Annotated in this window: 20 protein-coding genes and 1 pseudogene; 16 read left to right on the top strand and 5 right to left on the bottom strand. The window is 64.9% G+C overall.

The window, feature by feature from the left end:
• The first annotated feature begins 71 nt into the window (after positions 1 to 71).
• From BG60_RS20480 to BG60_RS20455, 7 genes and pseudogenes are all read left to right on the top strand, one after another.
• On the top strand, positions 72 to 1661 hold the full coding sequence (locus BG60_RS20480; protein ID WP_008348513.1) for an aspartate-alanine antiporter-like transporter: 1590 nt from the start codon (positions 72 to 74) through the stop codon (positions 1659 to 1661).
• Between the two features lie 42 nt (positions 1662 to 1703).
• Entirely contained in the window at positions 1704 to 2699 is a 996-nt protein-coding gene (locus tag BG60_RS20475) for a 2-hydroxyacid dehydrogenase (protein WP_008348512.1), read from the top strand.
• A gap of 10 nt (positions 2700 to 2709) precedes the next feature.
• Positions 2710 to 3381, top strand: a complete 672-nt coding sequence (locus BG60_RS20470; protein ID WP_008348510.1) for a VIT1/CCC1 transporter family protein — start codon at positions 2710 to 2712, stop codon at positions 3379 to 3381.
• A gap of 88 nt (positions 3382 to 3469) precedes the next feature.
• Positions 3470 to 3697, top strand: a pseudogene (locus tag BG60_RS40180) (DUF2950 family protein); the annotation flags it as partial.
• Between the two features lie 21 nt (positions 3698 to 3718).
• On the top strand, positions 3719 to 4192 hold the full coding sequence (locus BG60_RS20465) for a glycine zipper family protein (protein WP_033536292.1): 474 nt from the start codon (positions 3719 to 3721) through the stop codon (positions 4190 to 4192).
• Between the two features lie 38 nt (positions 4193 to 4230).
• Positions 4231 to 4830: a hypothetical protein gene (locus BG60_RS20460; RefSeq protein WP_008348505.1), complete on the top strand. Its 600-nt coding sequence runs from the start codon at positions 4231 to 4233 to the stop codon at positions 4828 to 4830.
• 35 nt (positions 4831 to 4865) lie between these two features.
• Complete coding sequence (locus BG60_RS20455; RefSeq protein ID WP_008348503.1) at positions 4866 to 5378, top strand: hypothetical protein; 513 nt, start codon at positions 4866 to 4868, stop codon at positions 5376 to 5378.
• Positions 5379 to 5388: 10 nt separating this feature from the next.
• Here BG60_RS20455 and BG60_RS20450 read toward each other — a convergent pair whose 3' ends face one another.
• Positions 5389 to 6315, bottom strand: coding sequence for a hypothetical protein (locus BG60_RS20450; RefSeq protein ID WP_008348502.1), 927 nt, complete (start codon positions 6313 to 6315; stop codon positions 5389 to 5391).
• 232 nt (positions 6316 to 6547) lie between these two features.
• On the opposite strand from BG60_RS20450, the gene BG60_RS20445 reads away from it, so the two are divergent.
• The 9 genes from BG60_RS20445 (at position 6548) to BG60_RS20405 (ending at position 16138) form a co-directional block, all read left to right on the top strand.
• Positions 6548 to 6760, top strand: coding sequence for a DUF2964 family protein (locus BG60_RS20445; RefSeq protein ID WP_033536232.1), 213 nt, complete (start codon positions 6548 to 6550; stop codon positions 6758 to 6760).
• A 58-nt stretch (positions 6761 to 6818) separates the two neighbouring features.
• Positions 6819 to 7076 (top strand): RNA recognition motif domain-containing protein, encoded by a 258-nt coding sequence (locus BG60_RS20440; protein WP_008348497.1) that lies wholly within the window; start codon positions 6819 to 6821, stop codon positions 7074 to 7076.
• Positions 7077 to 7177: 101 nt separating this feature from the next.
• Complete coding sequence (gene ppk2, locus BG60_RS20435; RefSeq protein WP_008348496.1) at positions 7178 to 8011, top strand: polyphosphate kinase 2; 834 nt, start codon at positions 7178 to 7180, stop codon at positions 8009 to 8011.
• A 25-nt stretch (positions 8012 to 8036) separates the two neighbouring features.
• Positions 8037 to 9731, top strand: coding sequence for a SulP family inorganic anion transporter (locus tag BG60_RS20430; RefSeq protein ID WP_008348493.1), 1695 nt, complete (start codon positions 8037 to 8039; stop codon positions 9729 to 9731).
• A 147-nt stretch (positions 9732 to 9878) separates the two neighbouring features.
• The gene (locus BG60_RS20425) at positions 9879 to 12170 is read left to right on the top strand and encodes a DUF3141 domain-containing protein (RefSeq protein ID WP_008348489.1); all 2292 of its coding nucleotides are present in this window, start codon (positions 9879 to 9881) and stop codon (positions 12168 to 12170) included.
• A 39-nt stretch (positions 12171 to 12209) separates the two neighbouring features.
• Positions 12210 to 13148, top strand: coding sequence for a phosphate acetyltransferase (locus BG60_RS20420; RefSeq protein ID WP_008348487.1), 939 nt, complete (start codon positions 12210 to 12212; stop codon positions 13146 to 13148).
• Between the two features lie 4 nt (positions 13149 to 13152).
• The gene (locus tag BG60_RS20415; protein ID WP_008348486.1) at positions 13153 to 14355 is read left to right on the top strand and encodes an acetate/propionate family kinase; all 1203 of its coding nucleotides are present in this window, start codon (positions 13153 to 13155) and stop codon (positions 14353 to 14355) included.
• Complete coding sequence (gene fabI / locus BG60_RS20410; RefSeq protein WP_008348485.1) at positions 14352 to 15134, top strand: enoyl-ACP reductase FabI; 783 nt, start codon at positions 14352 to 14354, stop codon at positions 15132 to 15134. Before BG60_RS20415 ends, fabI begins: the two co-directional genes overlap by 4 nt.
• Before the next feature lie 2 nt (positions 15135 to 15136).
• Positions 15137 to 16138 carry a hypothetical protein gene (locus tag BG60_RS20405; RefSeq protein WP_008348484.1) on the top strand — a complete coding sequence of 334 codons (1002 nt, stop codon included), beginning with the start codon at positions 15137 to 15139 and terminating at the stop codon, positions 16136 to 16138.
• A gap of 9 nt (positions 16139 to 16147) precedes the next feature.
• On the opposite strand, the gene BG60_RS20400 is transcribed toward BG60_RS20405, so the two are convergent.
• The 4 genes from BG60_RS20400 to BG60_RS20385 are packed head-to-tail and all read right to left on the bottom strand — an operon-like array spanning position 16148 to position 21091.
• Positions 16148 to 16732, bottom strand: coding sequence for a PqiC family protein (locus BG60_RS20400; protein ID WP_008348482.1), 585 nt, complete (start codon positions 16730 to 16732; stop codon positions 16148 to 16150).
• Positions 16732 to 18321 (bottom strand): PqiB family protein, encoded by a 1590-nt coding sequence (locus BG60_RS20395; protein WP_008348480.1) that lies wholly within the window; start codon positions 18319 to 18321, stop codon positions 16732 to 16734. Before BG60_RS20395 ends, BG60_RS20400 begins: the two co-directional genes overlap by 1 nt.
• The gene (locus tag BG60_RS20390) at positions 18318 to 19604 is read right to left on the bottom strand and encodes a paraquat-inducible protein A (RefSeq protein ID WP_008348479.1); all 1287 of its coding nucleotides are present in this window, start codon (positions 19602 to 19604) and stop codon (positions 18318 to 18320) included. Before BG60_RS20390 ends, BG60_RS20395 begins: the two co-directional genes overlap by 4 nt.
• The gene (locus BG60_RS20385; RefSeq protein WP_008348477.1) at positions 19601 to 21091 is read right to left on the bottom strand and encodes an efflux transporter outer membrane subunit; all 1491 of its coding nucleotides are present in this window, start codon (positions 21089 to 21091) and stop codon (positions 19601 to 19603) included. The genes BG60_RS20390 and BG60_RS20385 overlap by 4 nt, the downstream gene beginning before the upstream one ends.

Here is a 21091-nt window from a genome sequence, read left to right as displayed (position 1 = left end):
GACTGTGCGACGCAAAGCGCCTTTAATGTTCGTGTACTGCCGAGTTGCTTTGTCCACCCACAGGAGGCGGCATGGATGCAGTCAGAACCTTCCTCGAGAATCAGTCGTTGTTCGCGCTTTTTCTGACGATCGCGCTGGGCTATCTGATCGGTGAAATCAACATCAAAGGCGTGGCCCTCGGCTCCGGCGCGGTGCTGTTCGTCGGGCTCGCGATCGGCGCGTTCGCGCCGAAGTCCGCACCGCCGCCGTTGCTCGGCACGCTGGGGCTGCTGCTGTTTTTATACGGCATCGGCATTCAGTACGGCGCGCAGTTCTTTCGCGGACTAACGAGCCGCGAGGGCATGAAGGCGAACATCGCCGCGTGCGTCGGCGTGATCGTCGCGGGCCTCGTGGCGTGCGGCTTCATCCACTTCGGCATCAAGCTCGCCGATGCGCTCGGCATGTTCGCCGGCAGCGGAACCAGCACGGCGAGCCTGCAGGTCGCGATCGCATCGATGAAAAGCAACGATGCGGCCGTCGCGTACAGCATTTCCTATCCGTTCGGCGTCGCCGGGCCGATCCTGCTCATCTATCTGCTCAACGTTGCGCTGAAGGTAAAGATTCAGAAGCCGCCCGCGAAGATACTCGAAACGGCCGAAATCGCGCTGCGAAACGCGGGCCTCGTCGGCCTCAGGTTGTCGGAGCTGTCGAGCCGGCTGCCCTCGGGCGTGGCGATCGCGGCGGTGCGGCGCGCGCATCACAATCAGTTGCCCGCCGCCGACCTCACGCTGCGCGCTGACGACGTGCTGCTCGCCACGAGCACCGATCGCCGTCTGCTCGAAGAAGCCGCCGCGCTCTGCGGCGAAATGCAGCCGGGCCGCATGACGAGCCATCGCGAGGACCTCGACTACATGCGCGTGTTCGCGTCGAATCCGGCGGTCGTCGGCATGGCGCTCGGCGACATCCGCTTTCCCGATGGCGTGAACTGCGCCATTGCGCACGTGCGGCGCGGCGACGCGGACATGCTCTCGACGCCCGATCTCATCCTCGAAGCGGGCGATCGCGTCGGGCTGCTCGTCAATCGCGCGCATCAGGCGACCATGCGGACGTTCTTCGGCGATTCGATCAAGGGCACGGCGGACCTGAGCTTCATCTGCCTCGGCATCGGCGCGGCGCTGGGCTTGCTGGCCGGCGCGATTCCGCTGCCGATTCCCGGCCTCGGCGCGTTCAGTCTGGGTCTCGCCGCGCTGCTCCTGGTCGCGCTGTGTCTCGGCAAGGCGCGCCGCAACGGGCCGTTCGTCTGGGTGATGCCGCTGTCCGCGAATCTCGTCTTGCGCAATCTCGGCCTCACGATTTTTCTCGCGCAAGTGGGCATTTCGTGCGGGCCGAAGTTCGTCGACACCGTTGGCACCGCCGGGCCGATTCTGCTCGTCTTCAGCATCATCACGGTATTCGTGCTCGTGGCGGTCACGGCGATATGCTGCCTGTGGATTTTCAGGCTGCCGTTCGACACGTCGATCGGCGTGATCTGCGGCGCGACCGGCAATCCGGCGATCCTCGCGTTCGCGAACCGCGTCGCGCCGACGGATCAGCCGGACATCATGTACGCGATGATTTTTCCGTCGATGACCATCGTCAAGGTGTTATTCGTGCAGATCGCCATATCGCTGGCCGCGGGTTAGGCTCTTGACCGGCCCGTCAATACAATTTTCAAGGAGTGCATCATGGAAGTGGCGATCTATAGTTCGACCCCTTACGAGCGTCAGTACATCGACCAGGCGAACAAGAAGGAAAACCACAAGCTCCGGTACCACGACATGTCGCTCGACATGGACACCGTCGAGCTCGCGGCGGGCTACGGCGCGGTCTGCATCTTCGTCAACGATACGGCGAATGCCGAAGTGCTCGAAGCGCTGCACAAAGGCGGCACGCGTCTCGTGGCGCTGCGCTGCACCGGCTTCAACAACGTCGATCTCGCGGCCGCCGCGAAGCTCGGCATCAAGGTGGTTCGCGTCGTCAACTATTCGCCGAACTCGGTCGCGGAGCACGCGGTCGCGCTCTTGCTCGCGATCAATCGCAAAGTGCATCGCGCATACAACCGCACGCGCGATTCGAACTTCTCGCTCGACGGCCTCATCGGTTTCGATCTGTACGGCAAAACCGTCGCGGTCGTGGGAACGGGCAAGATCGGCTGCGTGTTCGCGAAGATCATGCAGGGCTTCGGCTGCAACGTGATCGGCTACGATCCGTATCCGTCGAAACAGTTCGAGGCGCTCGGGTTGCGTTACGCGACGTCCGGCGAGATCGGCGAGAAGGCGGACATCGTCGCGCTCTTTTGCCCGCTGACGCCAGAGACGCATCACATCATCAACGCGGAATCGCTCAAGCGTTCGAAGCACGGCGCGTTGCTCGTCAATACGAGCCGCGGCGGACTGATCGACACCGAAGCGGTGATCGAAGCGCTGAAGACGGGACAACTGGGCGGCCTCGCAATCGACGTCTACGAACAGGAAGCCGATCTCTTCTTCCGCGATCTCTCGAGCGAAATCATCACCGACGACGTTTTCCAGCGGCTCGTGTCGTTTCCGAATGTGATCGTGACGGGGCATCAGGCTTATCTGACGCGCGAAGCGTTGACAACGATCTGCGAAACCACGCTGCAGAGCATCACGGCTTTCGAGAACAATCAACCCCTGGAAAACGAGGTGAAGGTCGGATAGCCGCGCGCTCATGCACGAGGAGACTTCGCCGGGCAAACGCACGCGAGCGCCGGTGCTCGACACCGTCGATCGCGTGTCGGAGCTGTGCTTCGGCCTCTTCATGGCGCTGACGTTTGTCGGCACGGTATCGGCGGCGACGGGCGGCGAGGCGGCGGGACACAAGATGCTCTACACGGCGCTCGGCTGCAATCTCGCGTGGGGTCTCGCCGATGCCGTCATGTATCTCGTTCGCACGATCGCGGACCGCGCGCGCAGGCACGCGCTCGCGCTTGCGATCCAGCGCGAGCGCGATGCGGCGGCGGGCGTGCGCATGTTGCGCGAGAGAGTATCCGCGACGCTCGATCCGTTCATCTCCGACGACGATCTCGAATCCATCCGCAAGCGCATCGCCGCGAGCGACAGCCTGCCGGAACGCGCGCGCTTCGTGCGCGACGATTTTCTCGCGGCGCTGGGCATCTTCATCATCATCGTACTGTCGACCTTTCCGGTCGCCGCGCCTTTTGTTCTCGTCAAGCACGTTCCGACCGCGCTCTTCATATCGCGCGTGCTCACGCTCGCGATGCTGTTTTGCTGCGGCTTCGCGCTGGGCGGTTATGCGGGTTGGCGCGGCTGGAAGGCCGGTCTCGCGATGATGGCGCTCGGCGTGCTTCTGACGATGGCGATCATCGCTTTAGGCGGGTAATTAAAAGCCCGAGTCGTTCGACAAATCAGCGAACAAACACCTATGCGGCGATTCTTGAATTCGCCAGGACGTTCGCATATCTTCGAATATGCATGTTTTTCGCGGCGCTGCGTCCGGCGCGCATCAAGCTACAAACGGCAACACGAGAATACAAATTTGCTGTTCTGGTCAGAGGTTCTTCACGCGTTCGCTTCCTGAATCCGGTGTGGTCTGTATTGCAGACTATCGCGTGCAATCCGGCGCAAGCGGCGCGATGACTTTCATTGTCAATAACGACGGCGTCGTGTATCAAAAGAATCTTGAATCGCCAACTCTGGAAATCAGGCAAGGAGTCGCCATGAATGCAACGAGATTGCGTGCCGGCTGCGCCATCGTGATCGCCGTGATGGCGCTCGACGCCATTGCGCAGAGCAAGCCGATCGCTTATCCGGCCAAGGGACAGAGCGCGCAGAAGCAGCAAAGCGACGACGGCGCGTGCTACAGCTGGGCGAAGAGCAACACGGGCATCGACCCGGCGACGGCATCGGCGGCGCCGCCACCGCAAGGCGGACCGGCTGTGGGCGGCGGCGAGCGCGTCGGCGGCGCGGCGCGCGGCGCGGCGGGCGGCGCGGTGATCGGTGCGATCGCGGGCGATGCGGGCAAGGGCGCGGCCATCGGCGCGGCGACGGGCACGATGGCCGGCGGCATGCGCGCACGGCAGAACAAGCGGGCGCAGGAATCCAACGCGCAGGCGCAGAGCCAGGGCGCGATGCAGACGTACTATCGCGCGTGGTCGGCGTGCATGCAGGGACGCGGTTACACGATCCAGTAACGTCATCGCGGTATCGATAGAACAAAAGGAGCGCGAACATGAAACGCGTCAGCCTCGTTGTCTTGTCATGCCTTGCGCTATCCGCAAGCGCCTTTGCAGCCGATCCCACCGCCGATCCTCAGGCCGACGTCAGCGTCGTGCGAAACCCGGACGGCGCGACGGTGCAGGGCGTCGCGAAGGTGACGGCGACGATCGTCGGCATCGATCCGGCGACGCGCACCGTCACGCTGAAAACGAACGCCGGCAAGGTGATGGAACTGGAAGTCACGAACGAAGCGCGCAACTTCGATCAGCTCGCAGTCGGCGATGTCGTCACCGCGCAGTACCGCGAGTCGTTGACGCTGAGCCTGCTCGACAAGAAGACGCAGCCGTCGCGTTCCGAGAGCGACTCGGCCGAGCGCGCGGCGCCGGGCGCGAAGCCGGGCGGCGAGGTCGGGCGCGAAGTGACGATCATCGCCGATGTGATCGCCGTCGATCGTCATGCGAAAACCGTGACGCTGCGCGGGCCGCGCGGCGAGACGGTCGATCTGCACGTTCAGGATCCCGAGCGCCTGAAGCGCGTCAAGAAGGGCGATCAGGTGAAGGCCGTTTATACGGAAGCGTTCGCCATATCCGTGGAACCCGCCATGACAAAATAAGGCGCCACGAACCGTGGCGGACGCGGGAGAGACCCATGAAAAAACGCTTTGCATTCGCGCTGACGCACGGCGCGTGCGCCGTCGCGCTCGCGCTCGCCGGTTGCGCGCAGCCGGAACAGCGCGTGCAGCCCGGCATGGATCAGCAGGCGATCGTCGCCAGGCTCGGGCCGCCGAAGGAAACCTACGACCTGCCGAACGGCGGCAAGCGTCTGATGTGGCCCACGCAGCCGATGGGATCGACGACCACGGCCGTCGATCTCGATGCGTCGGGCAATACGGTCAGTGTTCGGCAAGTGCTTCAGGAAAACGAGTTCTACCGCGCCGAGGTCAACAAGTGGACGCGCAACGACGTGATGATCGCGTTCGGACGCCCGTTCGAGACGGCCTATTTCAAGCGGATGGATCGCGAGGTGTGGACGTATCGATACCTGGAGAACAACATCGACCACATGCTGTTCCATTTCTATTTCGACGCTCAGGGCGTGCTCCGGCAGACGCAGAAGCAGCCCGATCCGAAATACGATCCGAGCCAGCGCAACGTGCTTTGAACGGCGCGCGCTAGAAGCTGACGGCGAGGCCGAACGACACGCCGTGCACGTTGTGGCCGAATACGTAGCGCACCATCGCGCGCGTGCGCGTGATGACGACAGGATATTTGCTGCTGTCCAGTTCGAGCCCGACGCCGAGCGATGTCAGATCGTTGAAGCCGAGCACGCCCGCGCTGTCGCCGAAGTAATGCGAGTACGCGGTTTCGAGCACGTAGCGCACCGGCCTGTCGAGCGCGGCGAAGCCTGTGGGCGCACGCCAGCGCGCCCACAGGCTGAACTGCTGCGCGGTCGCGGAGCCTTGCACCGCTTCCGAGGAACTGCCGAAGCTGCGTAGATAAATATCGGTTGCGCGCAGTTCGACATCGACCTCGTAGTGCTCGCGATAATGCTCGAGATCGAGCATCAGCGAGCCGCCGACGCCGTACGCATTGAGCGCGCCGTCCTCGAGGAACTGCAGATTGGTGTTGGCGACGTGATTGAACACCGTCTGCGCGATGCGCGCATCGCTCGCGACGCGGCCGATCATGCCGTTGATGATCGGGCGAAATTTCAGCTCGCTCGTGATCGGGAAGTCCCAGCCGACGCCAACCGTCGTGCTGAACGTGTTCCATTTCGCAGGCACCGCGCGCTGCTGGTCGCCGTCGGTCGCGATGAAGGTCGGATCGTAGCGGCTGTACGCGAGCGTGCCTTCGAGGTAGAGCGGAAACGAATTGCTGAGGGTAAAGCCGCCGCCGAGTTGCGTCTGACCGAAGCCCGGATTGCCGGTCGTGCCGCTATTGATCGACAGTGAACTTGTCGTGACATCCGGCACCGCGGTGTACGACATGATCGCGAGCACGGAATTCGCATACTGCTTGACGTTTGCGCCGACGACCGCGCGGTCCGGCGCGCCCTGCGCCAGCGCGGCGCAGGGCGCGGCAGCGAGGACGAAGAGCATCACGAAATTTCGCAACCTGGTCGGGAAAGGGGTTGGCTTTCGCATCTGCGGGGCGCGTCAGAACGTTAATTGGTTTAGTTGGTCATGCGTTGCATTTGCTGCTCCGCCATACGCGGGAAATGTAGCCTAACGATCGCGGCGCGCCAAGGTCATTGCACACGAGTGTGTTCACAGGACGACGGAAGTTTTCCTAAACTGAAGCTATCTCGCGCACCGCTTCCGGGAGACATCGATGAGACTGAACGAGCCGCGCATGGTGGTTGCCTCGATTGGCGTGTTCATCTGGCTCGCCGGGCTGTATTTCACGATCCACGGCCTTCTGTACGACATGAAACTCGAATTCCGTTACGGCATGTGGGCGCTCGGCATCGGGATCGTGACTTTCGTCGTCGCGCTGAATCCGCTCGCGCAGCGCAAATCGGCCAAGCGAGATGGGTCGACCTGAGCCGTCCGTTGGTGTATTAGTCGAAGAAACGTCGCACAACTCAACGGAGAATCTTGCAATGGGCGATCTCTGGATAGGCAACGTGGAAGAGTCCACGACCGACGACGAAATCAGGGAATTTCTCTGCCGCTACGGCTTTCCACCCTACGATTCGATTCAGCGCGTGACGGGCACCGGCGAGCATCCGGCCGCGGTCGTCACCTTCGATTCGATCGAGCCGCACGTGCTGCGCACCTTTCAGCCGCGCATCCACAACATGTTCTGGAAGAACCGCACGCTCGTGGTGCAGGTCGTGCCCGAGCGCAACGAAACCTGACGGCGTCATGACGGGTCCGCGACCATGTGCCGCGCGCATCGTCGCGACGGCGGACTCGGTTCGTCCGCGCGGATGGCATCCAAAAATATCGGGAGACAGCAATGAACGAAGAGAGGGCTGTCGGCGAATCGAGAGGCGTGCGTGAAGGCGCGGGCGTGCATGAGCGCCTGAACAGGAAACAGTACGAAAAAGAGCTTGCGCGCCTGCATGTGGAACTCGTGAAGCTGCAGGAATGGGCCGTCTACACGGGCGCGAAAGTCTGCGTCGTGTTCGAGGGACGCGACGGCGCGGGCAAGGGCGGCACGATCAAGGCGATTACCGAGCGGGTGAGCCCGCGCATCTTCCGCGTGGTTGCGCTGCCCGCGCCCACCGAGCGCGAAAAGACGCAGATGTACGTGCAGCGCTATCTGCCGCATCTGCCCGCCGCGGGCGAGATCACGCTTTTCGACCGAAGCTGGTACAACCGCGCGGGCGTCGAACGCGTGATGGGCTTCTGTACCGAGGACCAGGCGAAAACCTTTCTGAAAGGCGTGCCGCTCGTGGAGCGCGCGATCATCGATTCGGGCGTGATTCTGCTCAAGTACTGGCTCGAGGTCGGTCAGGAAGAGCAGACGCGGCGTCTCGAGGAACGCATCCACGACGAACGCAAGATCTGGAAGCTCTCGCCGATGGACCTGCGTTCCTACAGCCGCTGGTACGACTACTCGCGCGCTCGCGACGACATGTTCGAGGCCACCGACACGGAACAGGCGCCGTGGTACGTCGTGCGTTCCGACGACAAGCGCCGCGCGCGCCTGAATCTCATCAGCCATCTGCTCGCGAATATCCCGTACAAGGCCGTGCCGCGCGAAAAGGTGAAGTTGCCGAAGCGCCAGAAGGCGGAGGGTTATCGCGAAAGCGATCGGCCGCTGCGCTACGTGCCCGAGCGTTTTTAGCGCGACTTCGGAACGCGGGATCGTCATGCCGCATCGCGCGTCCATCGCGCCCGAATGGCTGTTTCGTTACGAGAAGCCGTGGGCGCGCGCCGATATCGTCGCGGGCCTGACGGCGGGGGCGGTCGTCATACCGAAGGCGCTCGCGTACGCGACCATCGCGGGCCTGCCGGTTCAGGTCGGCCTCTACACGGCCTGCGTGCCGATGATCGTGTACGCGTTCGTCGGCACGTCGCGCGCGCTGTCCGTCAGCACGACGACCACGCTCGCGATTCTCGCGGCGAACGCGCTCGGCGCGACCGTCGCGAATGGCGATCCGCACGCGCTCGCCGTCGCCAACGCGACGCTGACGATGCTCGTCGGCATCATGCTCGTCGCGGGGGCGTGCCTGCGTCTCGGGTTCGTCGCGAACTTCATTTCCGAGCCGGTGCTCGTCGGTTTCAAGGCGGGCGTGGCGATCGTCATCGTCGTGGATCAGTTGCCGAAGCTCTTCGGCATTCACTATCCGAAGGGATCGTTCTTTCACAACGTCGGCGCGTTCGTCGCGGGCTTGCCGCATCTGTCGGCGAGCACGCTCGCGCTCGCGTTGGCGACGCTCGCCGCGCTCATCGCGCTCGAACGCTTCGCACCGCGCGCGCCCGCGCCGTTGTTCGTCGTCGCGGCGGCGATCGTCGCGGTGGCCGCGTTCGGTCTGCGCGCGCACGGCGTCGAAACGGTCGGCGCGGTGCCGGCGGGATTGCCGTCGTGGACACGGCCGGATCTGTCGCTTGCATTGAAGCTGTGGCCGGACGCGCTCGGCATCGCGTTGATGAGCTTCACCGAAAGCATCGCGGCGGCGCGGGCGTTCGCACGCAACGACGAACCCGCGCCCGATGCGAACCGCGAACTGCTCGCGACCGGCCTCGCGAACGCGGCCGGCGCGCTTTTCGGCGCGATGGTCTCAGGCGGCGGAACGAGCCAGACGGCCGTCAACCGGCAGGCGGGCGCGCGCACGCAACTCGCGGGACTCGTGACGGCGGCGCTCGCGCTCGCCGTCATGCTGCTGTTCGCGCCGCTCATGGCGCTGATGCCGCACGCGACGCTCGCGGCCGTCGTCGTGTTCTATTCGATCGGGCTTTTCAGCCCCGCCGAATTCCGCGCGATCCTGAAGATTCGCCGCACCGAATTCGTGTGGGCGCTCACGGCATGCGCGGGCGTCGTGTTGTTCGGAACGCTGGAAGGCATCGTGGTGGCGATCGTCGTGTCGCTCTTCGCGCTCGCGCATCAGGTGTCCAATCCGCCTGTGTACGCATTGAAGCGGATACCGGGAACCAACGTGTTCCGGCGCGCTTCGTCGCGGCATCCGGACGACGAAGCGTTTCCCGGCTTATTGCTGCTGCGTCCCGAAGGGCGGATATTCTTCGCGAATGCGCAACGTGTCGCCGAAAAGATCCGCCCGCTCGTGCGCGATTCCGACGCGAAGATCGTCGTGCTGGATCTGAGCCGCGTCTTCGATGTCGAATACACCGCGCTCAAGATGATGATCGAAGCCGAAGCGCGCCTCGCCGCGAACGGCACCACGCTCTGGCTCGCGGGCCTGAATCCGGGCGTGCTCGCGGCGGTGCGGCGCTCGCCGCTCGGCGCGCTGCTCGGCGAAGCGCGCATGTTCTACAACCTCGAACATGTCGTCGCGAAGTATCAGGAGATTGTTTCGCGCAATGGCGATGAAGTCGCGCGTCGTTGAGTCGCGAATTTTTGCCACCTGCTTGTCGCACATTGCGCATATATTTTGATGATGGTATCCAAGTCATCGGACCATGCGTTCATCATGGCCGCCGATGCATCTGCTTCCTGCGTTGTCCCTTGCACGTTCCCTCGCGGAGATCACGTCATGACGTATGCAGATCAACTGGCGCGCAGCCAGAAAATCGCGGAAAAGGTCACACGCGTTTATCAGAAGCGCGCGGAGCTTGCGCAGCATCAATTCAGCGAGCGCGCGCGCGAAGCAGGCGTGCGTGTCCTCGGCAACGGCGAGGCTGATCGTTTCAACGGCTTCGACTATGCGGTCGATGTCATGCAGCGCACGGTGCTCTTCTGGGACACGCTGCGTCAGCGCGGCAACAACTTCATCGAGCAGGCGAAGCGCGGTCTCGAACCGGTGCTGCATTTCGCGCATGAAATGCTGCTCGACGGACGCACGTTCGCGCGGCCGGTGAACTATGCGCTGTTGCGTATCGTGCCGCCCGAAGGCGTAGTCATCGATCCGCTGAAGCGGCCGTATCTCATCATCGATCCGCGTGCGGGGCATGGTCCGGGCATCGGCGGATTCAAGGACGATTCGCAAGTCGGCGTCGCGTTGCGCGCGGGTCATCCGGTGTACTTCGTCACGTTCTTTCGCGACCCGCAGCCCGGCCAGACGCTGCTCGACGTATGCGCGGCCGAGCAGCAGTTCGTGAAGCATGTGCGCGAGATGCATCCGGACAGCCCGAAGCCCGCTATCGTCGGCAATTGCCAGGGCGGCTGGGCCGCGATGATGCTCGCGAGCTCGCAGCCCGACGATACCGGTCCGCTCGTCATCAACGGCGCGCCGATGTCCTACTGGAGCGGCGCGTGGAGCGAAGGGGAGGGCGACAACCCGATGCGCTACTCGGGCGGCATGCTCGGCGGGACGTGGCTCGCCTCGCTGACGGCCGATCTCGGCAACGGCAAGTTCGACGGCGCGTATCTCGTCGAGAACTTCGAGAACCTGAATCCGGCGAACAGTTTCTGGGACAAGTACTACACGCTGTTCGACAAGATCGACACCGAACCGCCGCGCTTTCTCGACTTCGAGCGCTGGTGGGGCGGCTATTACCTGATGAACCGCGAAGAGATCGAATGGATCACGCGCAATCTTTTCGTCGGCAACAAGCTGTGGTCGGGCGAAGTGCGCGGCGCGTCGGGCGCATCGTTCGATCTGCGCGCGATCAAATCGCCGATCATTCTCTTCGCTTCGATGGGCGACAACATCACGCCGCCGCAACAGGCCTTCAACTGGGTCGCGGATATCTACGGCAGCACCGACGAGATCAAGGCACGCGGGCAAGTGATCGTCGGACTGATGCACAAGAGCATCGGGCATCTCGGCATCTTCGTGAGCGGCAAGGTCGCGAAGAAGGAATACACGCAGATCGCATCGGTGCTGGAAGCGATCGAATCGTTTCCGCCGGGGCTGTACGGCATGGAGATCGCCGAACGCAAGAACGCGAACGGCAAGACCGAATACGACGTGAGCTTTCACGAGCGACGTCTCGAAGACGTGACCGCGCGCTTCAACCGTTTCGAGCGTATCGACGAACTGCCGTTCGAAGCGGTGAAACAGGTATCGGATTTCAATCAGCGTGCGTACGAACTGTTCGCGCAACCCTTCGTTCAGGCAATGGCCAACGACGCGACCGCGACGATGCTGCGCGCGTTCCATCCGTTGCGCGCGCAGCGCTGGATGTTCTCCGATCTGAATCCGTGGCTTGCATGGCTCGGCCCGGCGGCGGAAGCGGTGAAGGCCACGCGCAAGCCCGACACCGAACGCGACGTGTTGCGCCGTGCGGAGCATTGCGGCTCCGACATGATCAGCGCGAGCCTCGACTTCTATCGTGCGATGCGCGACGCCACGACCGAAGCGATGTTCTTCTCCGTGTACGGCAACCTGCTGCCGGCACAGCGCGTGCAGGAACGCGAGACGCAAGAAAATCGGACCGATCCGCGCGATCTGCCGTTCGTTCAGGAAGCGCTCGCGTCGGTTGCGCACGGCGGATACGCGGAAGCCGTCGCGCGCGTCGCGTGCCTGCTCATGCGTCACGACGAGCCGTTGCCGCTCACGCGCATGGTGCTGCGTCAGGAACTCGCGGCCGACTATGCGGAGTATTTGCCGCAGATGCCGCGCGACGAATGGCGGCGCGTTCGCGGCGAACAGGAAATCATCGTGCGCTACGAGCCCGAGCAGGCGCTCGCGTCGTTGCCCGGTCTGCTCGACGACAGCGACGACCGCAAGAAGCTCCTCACGCTCTTCGACAAGCTGCACGACGACAGCCGCATGCAGGGCTTCGAGCCGACGGCCGCGCAGCACGACATGCTCGCGCGCATCCGCGCGGCGCTGCCGGTCAAGGCTGCACGCGCGCCAAGACGTTCCGCGCCCGCGCACTGATGTTCGGGCGTTGCATCACACGTAACTACGGAGGGTGAAATGAATCAGCCGCGCGAAAAATATGTACGGCTCATCGAGGTTTGCCAGGCGTTGCCGCCGCTCGCGGTGGCGGTCGTGCATCCCTGCGACCGGACATCGCTCGAAAGCGCGGTGAAGGCGCACGAGATGGGTCTGATCGCGCCGCAACTCGTCGGGCCACGCGATCGCATTCGCGAGGTGGCGGAAGAATGCGGCCTCAACATCGCGGGCTTTCCGATCGTCGATGCGCCGCACAGCCACGCCGCTGCCGAAAAGGCGGTGGAACTCGTGCGCGAGGCGAAGGCCGAAGCGCTCATGAAAGGCAGCCTGCACACCGACGAAGTCATGGCCGCGGTCGTGAAGCGCGAAGGCGGACTGCGCACGTCGCGGCGCGTGTCGCATTGCTTCATCATGGATGTGCCGGGGCACGACGACGTGCTCATCATCAGCGACGCGGCCATCAACATCGCGCCGACGCTCGCCGATAAAGTCGACATCCTGCAAAACGCGATCGATCTCGGCCACGCGCTGCGTTTCGCGGAAGTGCGCGTCGCGATTCTCTCGGCGATGGAAACGGTGAACCCGAAAGTGCCGTCGACGCTGGAGGCCGCCGCGCTCTGCAAGATGGTCGATCGTCATCAGATCACGGGCGCGCTCGTCGACGGGCCGCTCGCGCTCGACAATGCCATCGACCTCGAAGCGGCGCATACGAAGAAGATCGATTCGCCCGTCGCGGGGCGCGCGAACGTGCTGATCGTGCCGGACCTCGAAGCGGGCAACATGCTCGCGAAGAGTCTGTCTTTTCTCGCGAATGCGGATGCGGCCGGCATCGTGCTCGGCGCGCGCGTGCCGATCATTCTGACGAGCCGCGCCGATTCGCTGCAATCGCGGCTCGCATCGTGCGCGATCGCATCGCTCGTGGCGTCGAAGCGCCGCGAAGAAGCGCAAGTAGTGGGGTGATTTCATGGCCGATGTGATTCTGGTTCTCAATGCGGGCTCGTCGAGCATCAAGTTCAGCGCGTTCGATGTCGAAGGCGACGCGCTCGAACTCGTCACGCACGGACAGGTTGAAGCGCTGTTCAGCGCGCCGCATTTCGTCGCTTACGACAGGCGAGGCGAGAAGTCCGCGGAGCATTCATGGGGCGAGGGCGCGAAGCTGCAACATGCCGAAGCGATCGCGCATCTGGGCGCGTATCTGCGCGGGCATGGCGCGGGGCATCGTCTGGTCGGCGTGGGGCATCGCGTGGTGCACGGCGGCGCGCGTTTCACGAAGCCCGTACTGACGAGCCCCGAAGTGCTCGACGAACTCGACAAGCTCACACCGCTCGCGCCGCTGCATCAGCCGCATAACTTGAGGCCGATACGCATCGTCGCCGAGCGCAATCCGGGCCTGCCGCAGGTCGCGTGCTTCGACACGGCCTTTCATTCGACGCAGGCGCCGCTCGCGCAGGCGTTCGCGCTGCCCGAATCGATCACGAAGAACGGCGTGCGGCGCTACGGCTTTCATGGTCTCTCGTACGAATACATCGCGAGTGCCCTGCCGGATGTTGCACCCGATGCCGCGCGCGGGCGCACGGTCGTCGCGCATCTGGGCAACGGCGCGAGCCTGTGCGCGATGCACGCGGGCAAGAGCGTCGCCAGCACGATGGGTTTCACCGCCGTCGACGGTCTCATGATGGGCACGCGCTGCGGCAATCTCGATCCGGGCGTGGTTCTTTACATGCTCGACGAGCTCGGCATGAACGCGCGCGAGATCGAAGACATGCTGTATCGCCAGTCGGGATTGCTCGGCGTGTCGGGCGTGTCGGGCGACATGCGCGCGCTGCTCGCGAGCAGCGACGAACGCGCGCGCTTCGCGATCGATCTTTACGTGCATCGCATCGGCCGGGAGCTCGGCTCGATGAGCGCGGCGCTGCACGGGCTCGACGCAATCGTGTTCACGGCGGGCATCGGCGAGCATTCGAAGGAGATACGACAACGCGTGTGCGAAGAAGCGGCGTGGTGGGGCATCGAACTTGATACAGAAGCCAATGCGAGCGGCGGCCCGCGCATCAGCACGGCGTCGAGCAAGGTGAGCGCATGGGTGATTCCGACCAACGAAGAACTCATGATCGCGCGCCACACGCTCGCGCTGATCGATGACAAACGCGAAGGAGCATCCGCATGACATTGAATGTCCCGCAGCCCGTGCTGAAGGGCGCGAAGGCGCTCGTCACCGGCATCGCCAACGAGCATTCGATCGCCTATGGTTGCGCGAAAGCGTTCCGCGAACTGGGCGCCGATCTCGCCATCACGTATGCCGACGAGAAAGCGCGGCCTTACGTCGAGCCGCACGCGCAAGCCCTCGAAGCGCCGATCTTCATGCCGCTGAACGCGTCGAGCCAGGAGGAACTGGAATCGGTGTTCGAGCGTATCGCGAGCGAGTGGGGCAAGCTCGATATTCTCGTGCACTCGATCGCGTGGGCGCCGAAGGACGATCTGCAGGGCGGCCTGCTGAACTGTTCCGCCGAAGGCTTCGCGAAGGCGATGGACATTTCCTGCCATTCGTTCGTCCGCATGGCGCGGCTCGCGGCGCCGCTGATGAAAGACGGCGGCGCGATGTTCACGATGAGCTATCACGGCGCGAACAAGGTCGTCGCGAACTACAACGTAATGGGCCCGGTGAAGGCCGCGCTCGAAGCGTGCGCGCGCTATCTCGCCTACGAGCTCGGTCCGCAGGGCATTCGCGTGCATGCTATTTCGCCGGGGCCGCTCAAGACGCGCGCGGCATCGGGACTCAAGGACTTCGACCTGCTCCTGACCGAAGCCGCACAGCGCGCGCCGCTCGGCGAGCTGGTCGACATCATGGACGTCGGCTTTACCTGCGCGTTCCTCGCGACGCCTTTCGCCCGGCGCATGTCCGGCGAGACGCTGTACGTGGACGGCGGCGTGCATATCATGGGATAAGCATGTTCAACTGGCTGTTCCGGCGCGATAACGCGAGCTCGCGCGAGGATGTCAAGGAAGCGCTCGGCCGCATCGTCGCGGTCGCGCCTCAGGTGCGCCTCGCGAGCCGTTACGAGTCGCGGCTCGCGCCGGCCGTCGGCAAGACGCTGGATCACGCGCGGGAACTCGTCGCGGCGCTGCCCGCGCCGCGCGACGCGACACCGGCGGCATGGGCGGACGACCCGTATCTGCGCGCGAAGTTCGCGACGCCGGACGACGTCGCGCGCGTGATCGGCGAATCGCACGATGTGCGCGGCTGGTTCGACGGCAACATTGCCGCCGATCATGGGTTCGCGGTGCTGGGCGCGACGCTCGTCGAGCGGAAGGTGCTCGTCGCGGCGGTGGAGGGCGGCGCGTTGCGTTCGGACGTCGCGCGCACGGCGGTCAGCTTCGACGACAAGCGCATGCGCTTTTGCAACGGAACGGACGAAGCGCTCAGACAGGATCTCGTGCAGCGGATCGTCGAGCAGTTCGTGCTGGAAGCGATGTCGCGCGTCGCGCAAAACGACGCGCGGCGCGACGCGCTGCAGGAACATCGCGCGTTGCTGACCGCGCGCATGCAGATGCTCGGCCGGCGCGGCGCGGGCATGAGCGGCCTGATTGCATCGACGGATCTGGCCGGCGACGCCACGCGGCTGCAGCGCGATTTCGAGGAGAACGAAGCCGCGCTCTCGGCACTCGGCTCGCTCGCCGATTCCATCGAGATGCAGCTTCAGACCATCGTCGAATTGCTCGCCGAGCCGGCGGCGCTGATTTCCGTCACGCATCGCGAGCTGTGTCTGAATCAGATGAACCTGGTGATGGAAACGCGCTGCGACGAGCCGCACGCCGACATCGCGATCGAGCTTGCGCACTTGCCGACGCAGCCGCCGCAGACGCGCGCGGTGGAGATCGTGCGGATCGCGCGGCGCGATGTGCCGCCCGCGGGCGCGGCGTTCGATGAGGCGGCGAAGCTGGTGCTGTGAGGGGCGCTTCTACTTGAGCCCACTACCCCCGATCGCCCCCGCGATATCCCTGCTCACGCTCGCGAGCGCGCGGCTGTGCGCGGCCACGAGCGCATCCCAGCCGCTTCCGCTGACCGGCTCGCGCACGAGCGAACGGCCGGTCAGCGCGTTGTCGTCGCCGAAGCGGCGCACGGACCAGTGCGCGTCGATCGCGACGGCATCGCCGGGAACGGATTCGAACTGCTGGATATCGACGCGCACGCGCCACGCGTTCGCATCCGCGATGGCGCGCGATGCAGGCGCGACCTGATCCGATGCGAGCAGCAGCGCGAGATCGCCCGCGATGGCATCCGCGATGCTGCTCTTGAGCGGCTCGCCCCAGCGCGCGTATTCGTTCAACGTAACTTCGTTGTCGGTGCTGCGCGTGACGATCTGCGGCCGGTCGACGAGATCGGGCACCGTCACCGGTCCGACGATCACCGGCCTCGATGCGGCGCGCGCGGTCGCCGCGGTCAGCGACGGATCGGCGCTCAAGCGATAAAAGCTCGCGCTCGGCGAGGCGCATCCGGCGAGCATCGCCATCGAAAGAACGAGAGAGACGAGTACGGGCCGCATCACTTCTTGTCCTCCGGCTTGCCGCGCAGCAACGCTTCCGGATGCTGCTGCAGATAATCCGCGAGACTGCGGAACGAGACCGCCGTGCGCGTCAGTTCGCGGATCGCTTCGGCCGTGTCCTGCTGCAGCCCGGAATCCGGCATCAGCGTGGAATGCGCGGCATCGAGCGCGGCGCGCGCCGCGGCGAGCGTCGTCGCGGCCTGCGGCACGACTTCCGTGTTGAGGCCCTGCATCAGCCGCGTAGTGCTGTCGAGCGTCTGCCGCGCGCTCGCGGTCAGCTCCTCGATCGGCAGCTTGTCGATGCGCGTCATGATGCGGTTGACCGAATCCTGCAACGAGTCGAGGCCGCTTGGCGTCGTCGGCATTTCGGGCGGCGTGCGGCTCCAGTCGATGCTCGCTTTCTTCGCAGCCGGGAAGAAGTCGATCGACACATATAACTGGCCCGTCAGCAGGCTCCCGGTGCGCAGCTGCCCGCGCATGCCGCGCGCGACGAGCACGTCCGCGAGTTCCTTGCGGTCGTTCGTGAGGCGGCCGCCCTTCGGCACGTTGGCGAAGCGCGACGTGAAACGCTCCGGATACAGATTCACCTCGACCGGTATGCTGATGCGCTTCGTCACCGGATCGAAGCGCGTATAAATCGCCGACACCTCGCCGATCTGAATGCCGCGGAACTCGACCGGCGCGCCGACCGCGAGGCCGCGCACGGAACCATCGAACGCGAAGACATATTTATCGACGATGCTTTCGCGCACGCGCAGCGCATCGGCGCGTGTCGGATGCAGCGTGAACACGGTGTCGCGCGGCGCTTCCGCCCAACTGAGCGACACGGCGGGCGTCTCGAACGCGAGTCCGCCGATGAGGATCGACACGAGCGACTGCGTGTTGACCTTGAGCCCGTCGGTGCCGAGCGTCACGTCGATGCCGCCCGCCTGCCAGAAGCGCGAATCAGCGTTCACGTAACGGTCGTAGGGCGCGTTGACGAATACGTGCAGCGTGACGCCGCTGCCGTCCTTGTCGAGTTCGAACGCCGTCACCTGGCCCACTTGCAGACGGCGGAAATATATCGGCGTGCCGACATCGACCGAGCCGAGATCGGTCGCCTTCAGGATGAACTGCCGCCCCGGCACGTCGCTCGCGAAGATCGGCGGCGTTTCGAGGCCGGTGTAATCGCGCCGGTCCTGCTTCGAGCGGCCGATGTCCATGCCGATATACGCGCCCGACAGCAGCGTACTGATGCCCGACACCGAGCCGCCCGCCACGCGCGGCCGCACGACCCAGAAGCGCGTGTCGTCGACGAGCATGTTGGTCGCGTCGCGCGTCAGCTCGGCCGTCGCGATCACGCGCGTGTAATCCTTCGACAGCGCGACCGTCTTGACGAGGCCGATGTCGACGTTCTTGAACTTGATCTTCGTCTTGCCGGCTTCGAGGCCTTCGCCGGTCTTGAAGCTGATGGTGACGGTCGGCCCTTTCTCCAGCACGGCCTGCGCCGCGAGCCAGATGCCGATCGCCACGGCGACCAGCGGCACGATCCAGACCCACGGAATGCGCCAGCGCCTCTTCGGCACGACTTCGGCATCGGGCGTGTTCATCGCGTACCTTCCCGAGTCGGCGAGAAATCCCAGATCAGGCGCGGATCGAACGACATCGCCGCGAACATCGTCAGCACGACGACCGCGCCGAACGCGATCGCCGCCGGCCCGGCCTCGATCGTCGCCATCGCGCTGAACTGCACGAGCGCGACGAGCACGGCGATCACGTAGATATCGAGCATCGACCAGCGTCCCACGAATTCGACGATACGGTAGACGCGCGCGCGAAACGCGCTCTGCTGCGTCATGCGCAGATTCGCGCTCGTGGCGAGATAACCGATGGCGAGAATCTTCAGCATCGGCACGGCGATGCTCGCGATGAACACGAGCACCGCGAGCGGCGGCGAGCCGGACGTCCACAGATACGCGACGCCGCTCATGATCGTGTCTTTCTGCGCGCCGAAGAGCGAGCTCGTGTTCATCACCGGCAGGATGTTCGCCGGGATATACAGGATCGCCGCCGAAATCAGATACGCCCAGGTTCGCGAAAGGCTCGCGGGCTTGCGCAGATGCAAATGCGCGCCGCAGCGCGGACAGCACAGATGGCCGCGGTGCTGCATGCCGCGCGTGGAAAGGCCGCAATCGTGACATACGCAGATGCCGCTTTCCGCCGCCGTGCGCCCTTTGAGCGGCGTGTCGGCGGGCATGCCGGGCGGCGCGCCTTCGACGCGCTGCCACATGGCGCGTTCATCGAACGACGATGACGCCGCGACGAGCAGCAGCATCAGCGCGGCGAGCGACCACAGCGCCGGCCCCGTCACCACCGATGCGATATGCGCGAGCTTCACGACCGCGACGAGCAAGCCGAGCATCAGCACTTCGGTCATGCCCCAGTTGCGCGCGACGCGCAGCAGGCGATACACGGTGTCGGCGCGCCACGGCCGGCGCTCCAGATAAAGCGGCAGCAGCAGCCACACCATGCCGAGCGCCTGCACGGCGGGCATCAGGATCGTCGTGAAGAAGATGAGGGCGGCGAGCGGCCACATGCCGTCGCGATAGAGCACGCGCACGGCGCCGAAGAGCGTCGTCTCGACGAGATCGCCGTTCACCGCGAGACCGACGATCGGAAACGCGTTCGAGATCAGCCACAGCACGCAGGCGGCGAGCGCGTACGCGAGCGCGCGATCGAAGCCGCGCCCGCGGCGCCGGTACAGCACGGCGCGGCAGCGGCAGCAGCGCAGCGTGCCGCCGGGCGGCACGTCGCACTCGCGCTGCATCAGATCGCATTCGTGACACGCGATCAGCGGCCGCGCGTCGCGATCCTCCGATGTGACCGTGTTCATTGCACCGTCTGCGAAGCGGGCTGGCCCGGTTTGGGCGAATCGGCGGAAGGCGTGGCCGACTGCTGTTGCGTCGTCATCTTGTCGGCTGCGACAACCCAGCCGCCGCCCATCACCTTGTAGAGCGTGACGAACGACACGAGCGCGGCGGCCTGCGTCTGCGTCGCCGACAACTGCGCGTTGAAGAGGCTGCGCTCGGCGTCGAGCACTTCGATGTAACTCGTATAACCGCCTTCGTAGCGCGCCCGCGCAAGGCGCGAGTAGGTCGCGAGCGCCGTGACCTGGCGGCCCTGCACTTCGAGCTGTTCGTGCAGTTTCTGCGAGGCGATGAGCGCGTCGTCGACTTCCTGGAACGCGACCTGGATCGCCTTCTGATACGTGAGCAGCGCCGCCTGCTGCTGCGCTTCGGCGGACTGCACCTGACCCGAGATGTTGCCCGCCGTGAAGATCGGCTGCGTGACCTGTCCCGCGAACGACCAGATGCGCGACGGCCCCGTGAACAGCGACGAGAACTGGCCGCTCGCGGTGCCGAGCAGGCCCGTCAGCGAAATCTGCGGGAAATAGAGCGCGCGCGCCGCGCCGATCAGCGCGTTCGCCGCGATCAAATCCTGTTCCGCCTGCAGCAGATCGGGCCGGCGCTCCAGCAAGTCCGAAGGCAGGCCGGCGGGGATGACGGGCGTCGCCATCTCGCCGAGCGTTCGGCCGCGCACGATCGGCCCGGGATTCGCGCCGAGCAGGATAGACAGCGCGTCTTCCTGCTGCGCGATCTGCGTTTCGAGCTGCGGAATCGTCGCGAGCGAGGCTTCGTATTCGGACTGGCTTTGCGCGAGTTCCATCTGCGAGACTTCGCCGCCTTCGAAGCGCAGCGTGAACACATGCACCGATTCGGCGCGGCTTTGCGTCGTCGCCTTCGCGATTTCGAGCTGCTTGTCGAGACTGCGCAAATTCAGATACGACGACGCCACCGACGCCACCAGCGACAGGATCGTCGCGCGCCGTCCTTCTTCGCTCGACAGCAGATTCGCACGCGCGGCTTCGGTCAGACGCCGGGTGCGGCCGAAGAGATCGAGCTCCCACGACGCGGCGATCGACGCCTGGAAGTCGTTGTAGACCGGCCCGAAGCCGTTGAGCGGTTGCGGTCCCGCCGCCGACGCGCGCTGCCGCGAGGCCGTCGCGCCCGCCGATATCTGCGGGAACAGCAAGGAACGCGTCGTGACGAACTGGCCCATGAACTGATCGACGCGCGCCGCCGCGATCTTGACGTCCTTGTTGTTCGCGAGCGCCGTCGAGATCAGCTCGTCGAGAACCGGATCCTGAAACTGACGCCACCATTCCGAGTTCGCGGCGTCGGCGACTTCGGGCGCGGCGAAGCGGTACGTCGCCGGGGTTTCGACCGGCTGACGCGAGTAGTTCGGGCCGAGCAGGCAGCCGGACAGCGACAGCGCCGCGGCGATGCCCGAAAACGAGTGAACGAGGCTGGCGCGCCGCAT

Source organism: Caballeronia zhejiangensis (assembly GCF_000698575.1).
Lineage (GTDB): Bacteria > Pseudomonadota > Gammaproteobacteria > Burkholderiales > Burkholderiaceae > Caballeronia > Caballeronia zhejiangensis.
The sequence above is the reverse complement of the archived record's forward strand: the minus strand, read 5'-3'. Positions and strand labels throughout refer to the sequence as shown.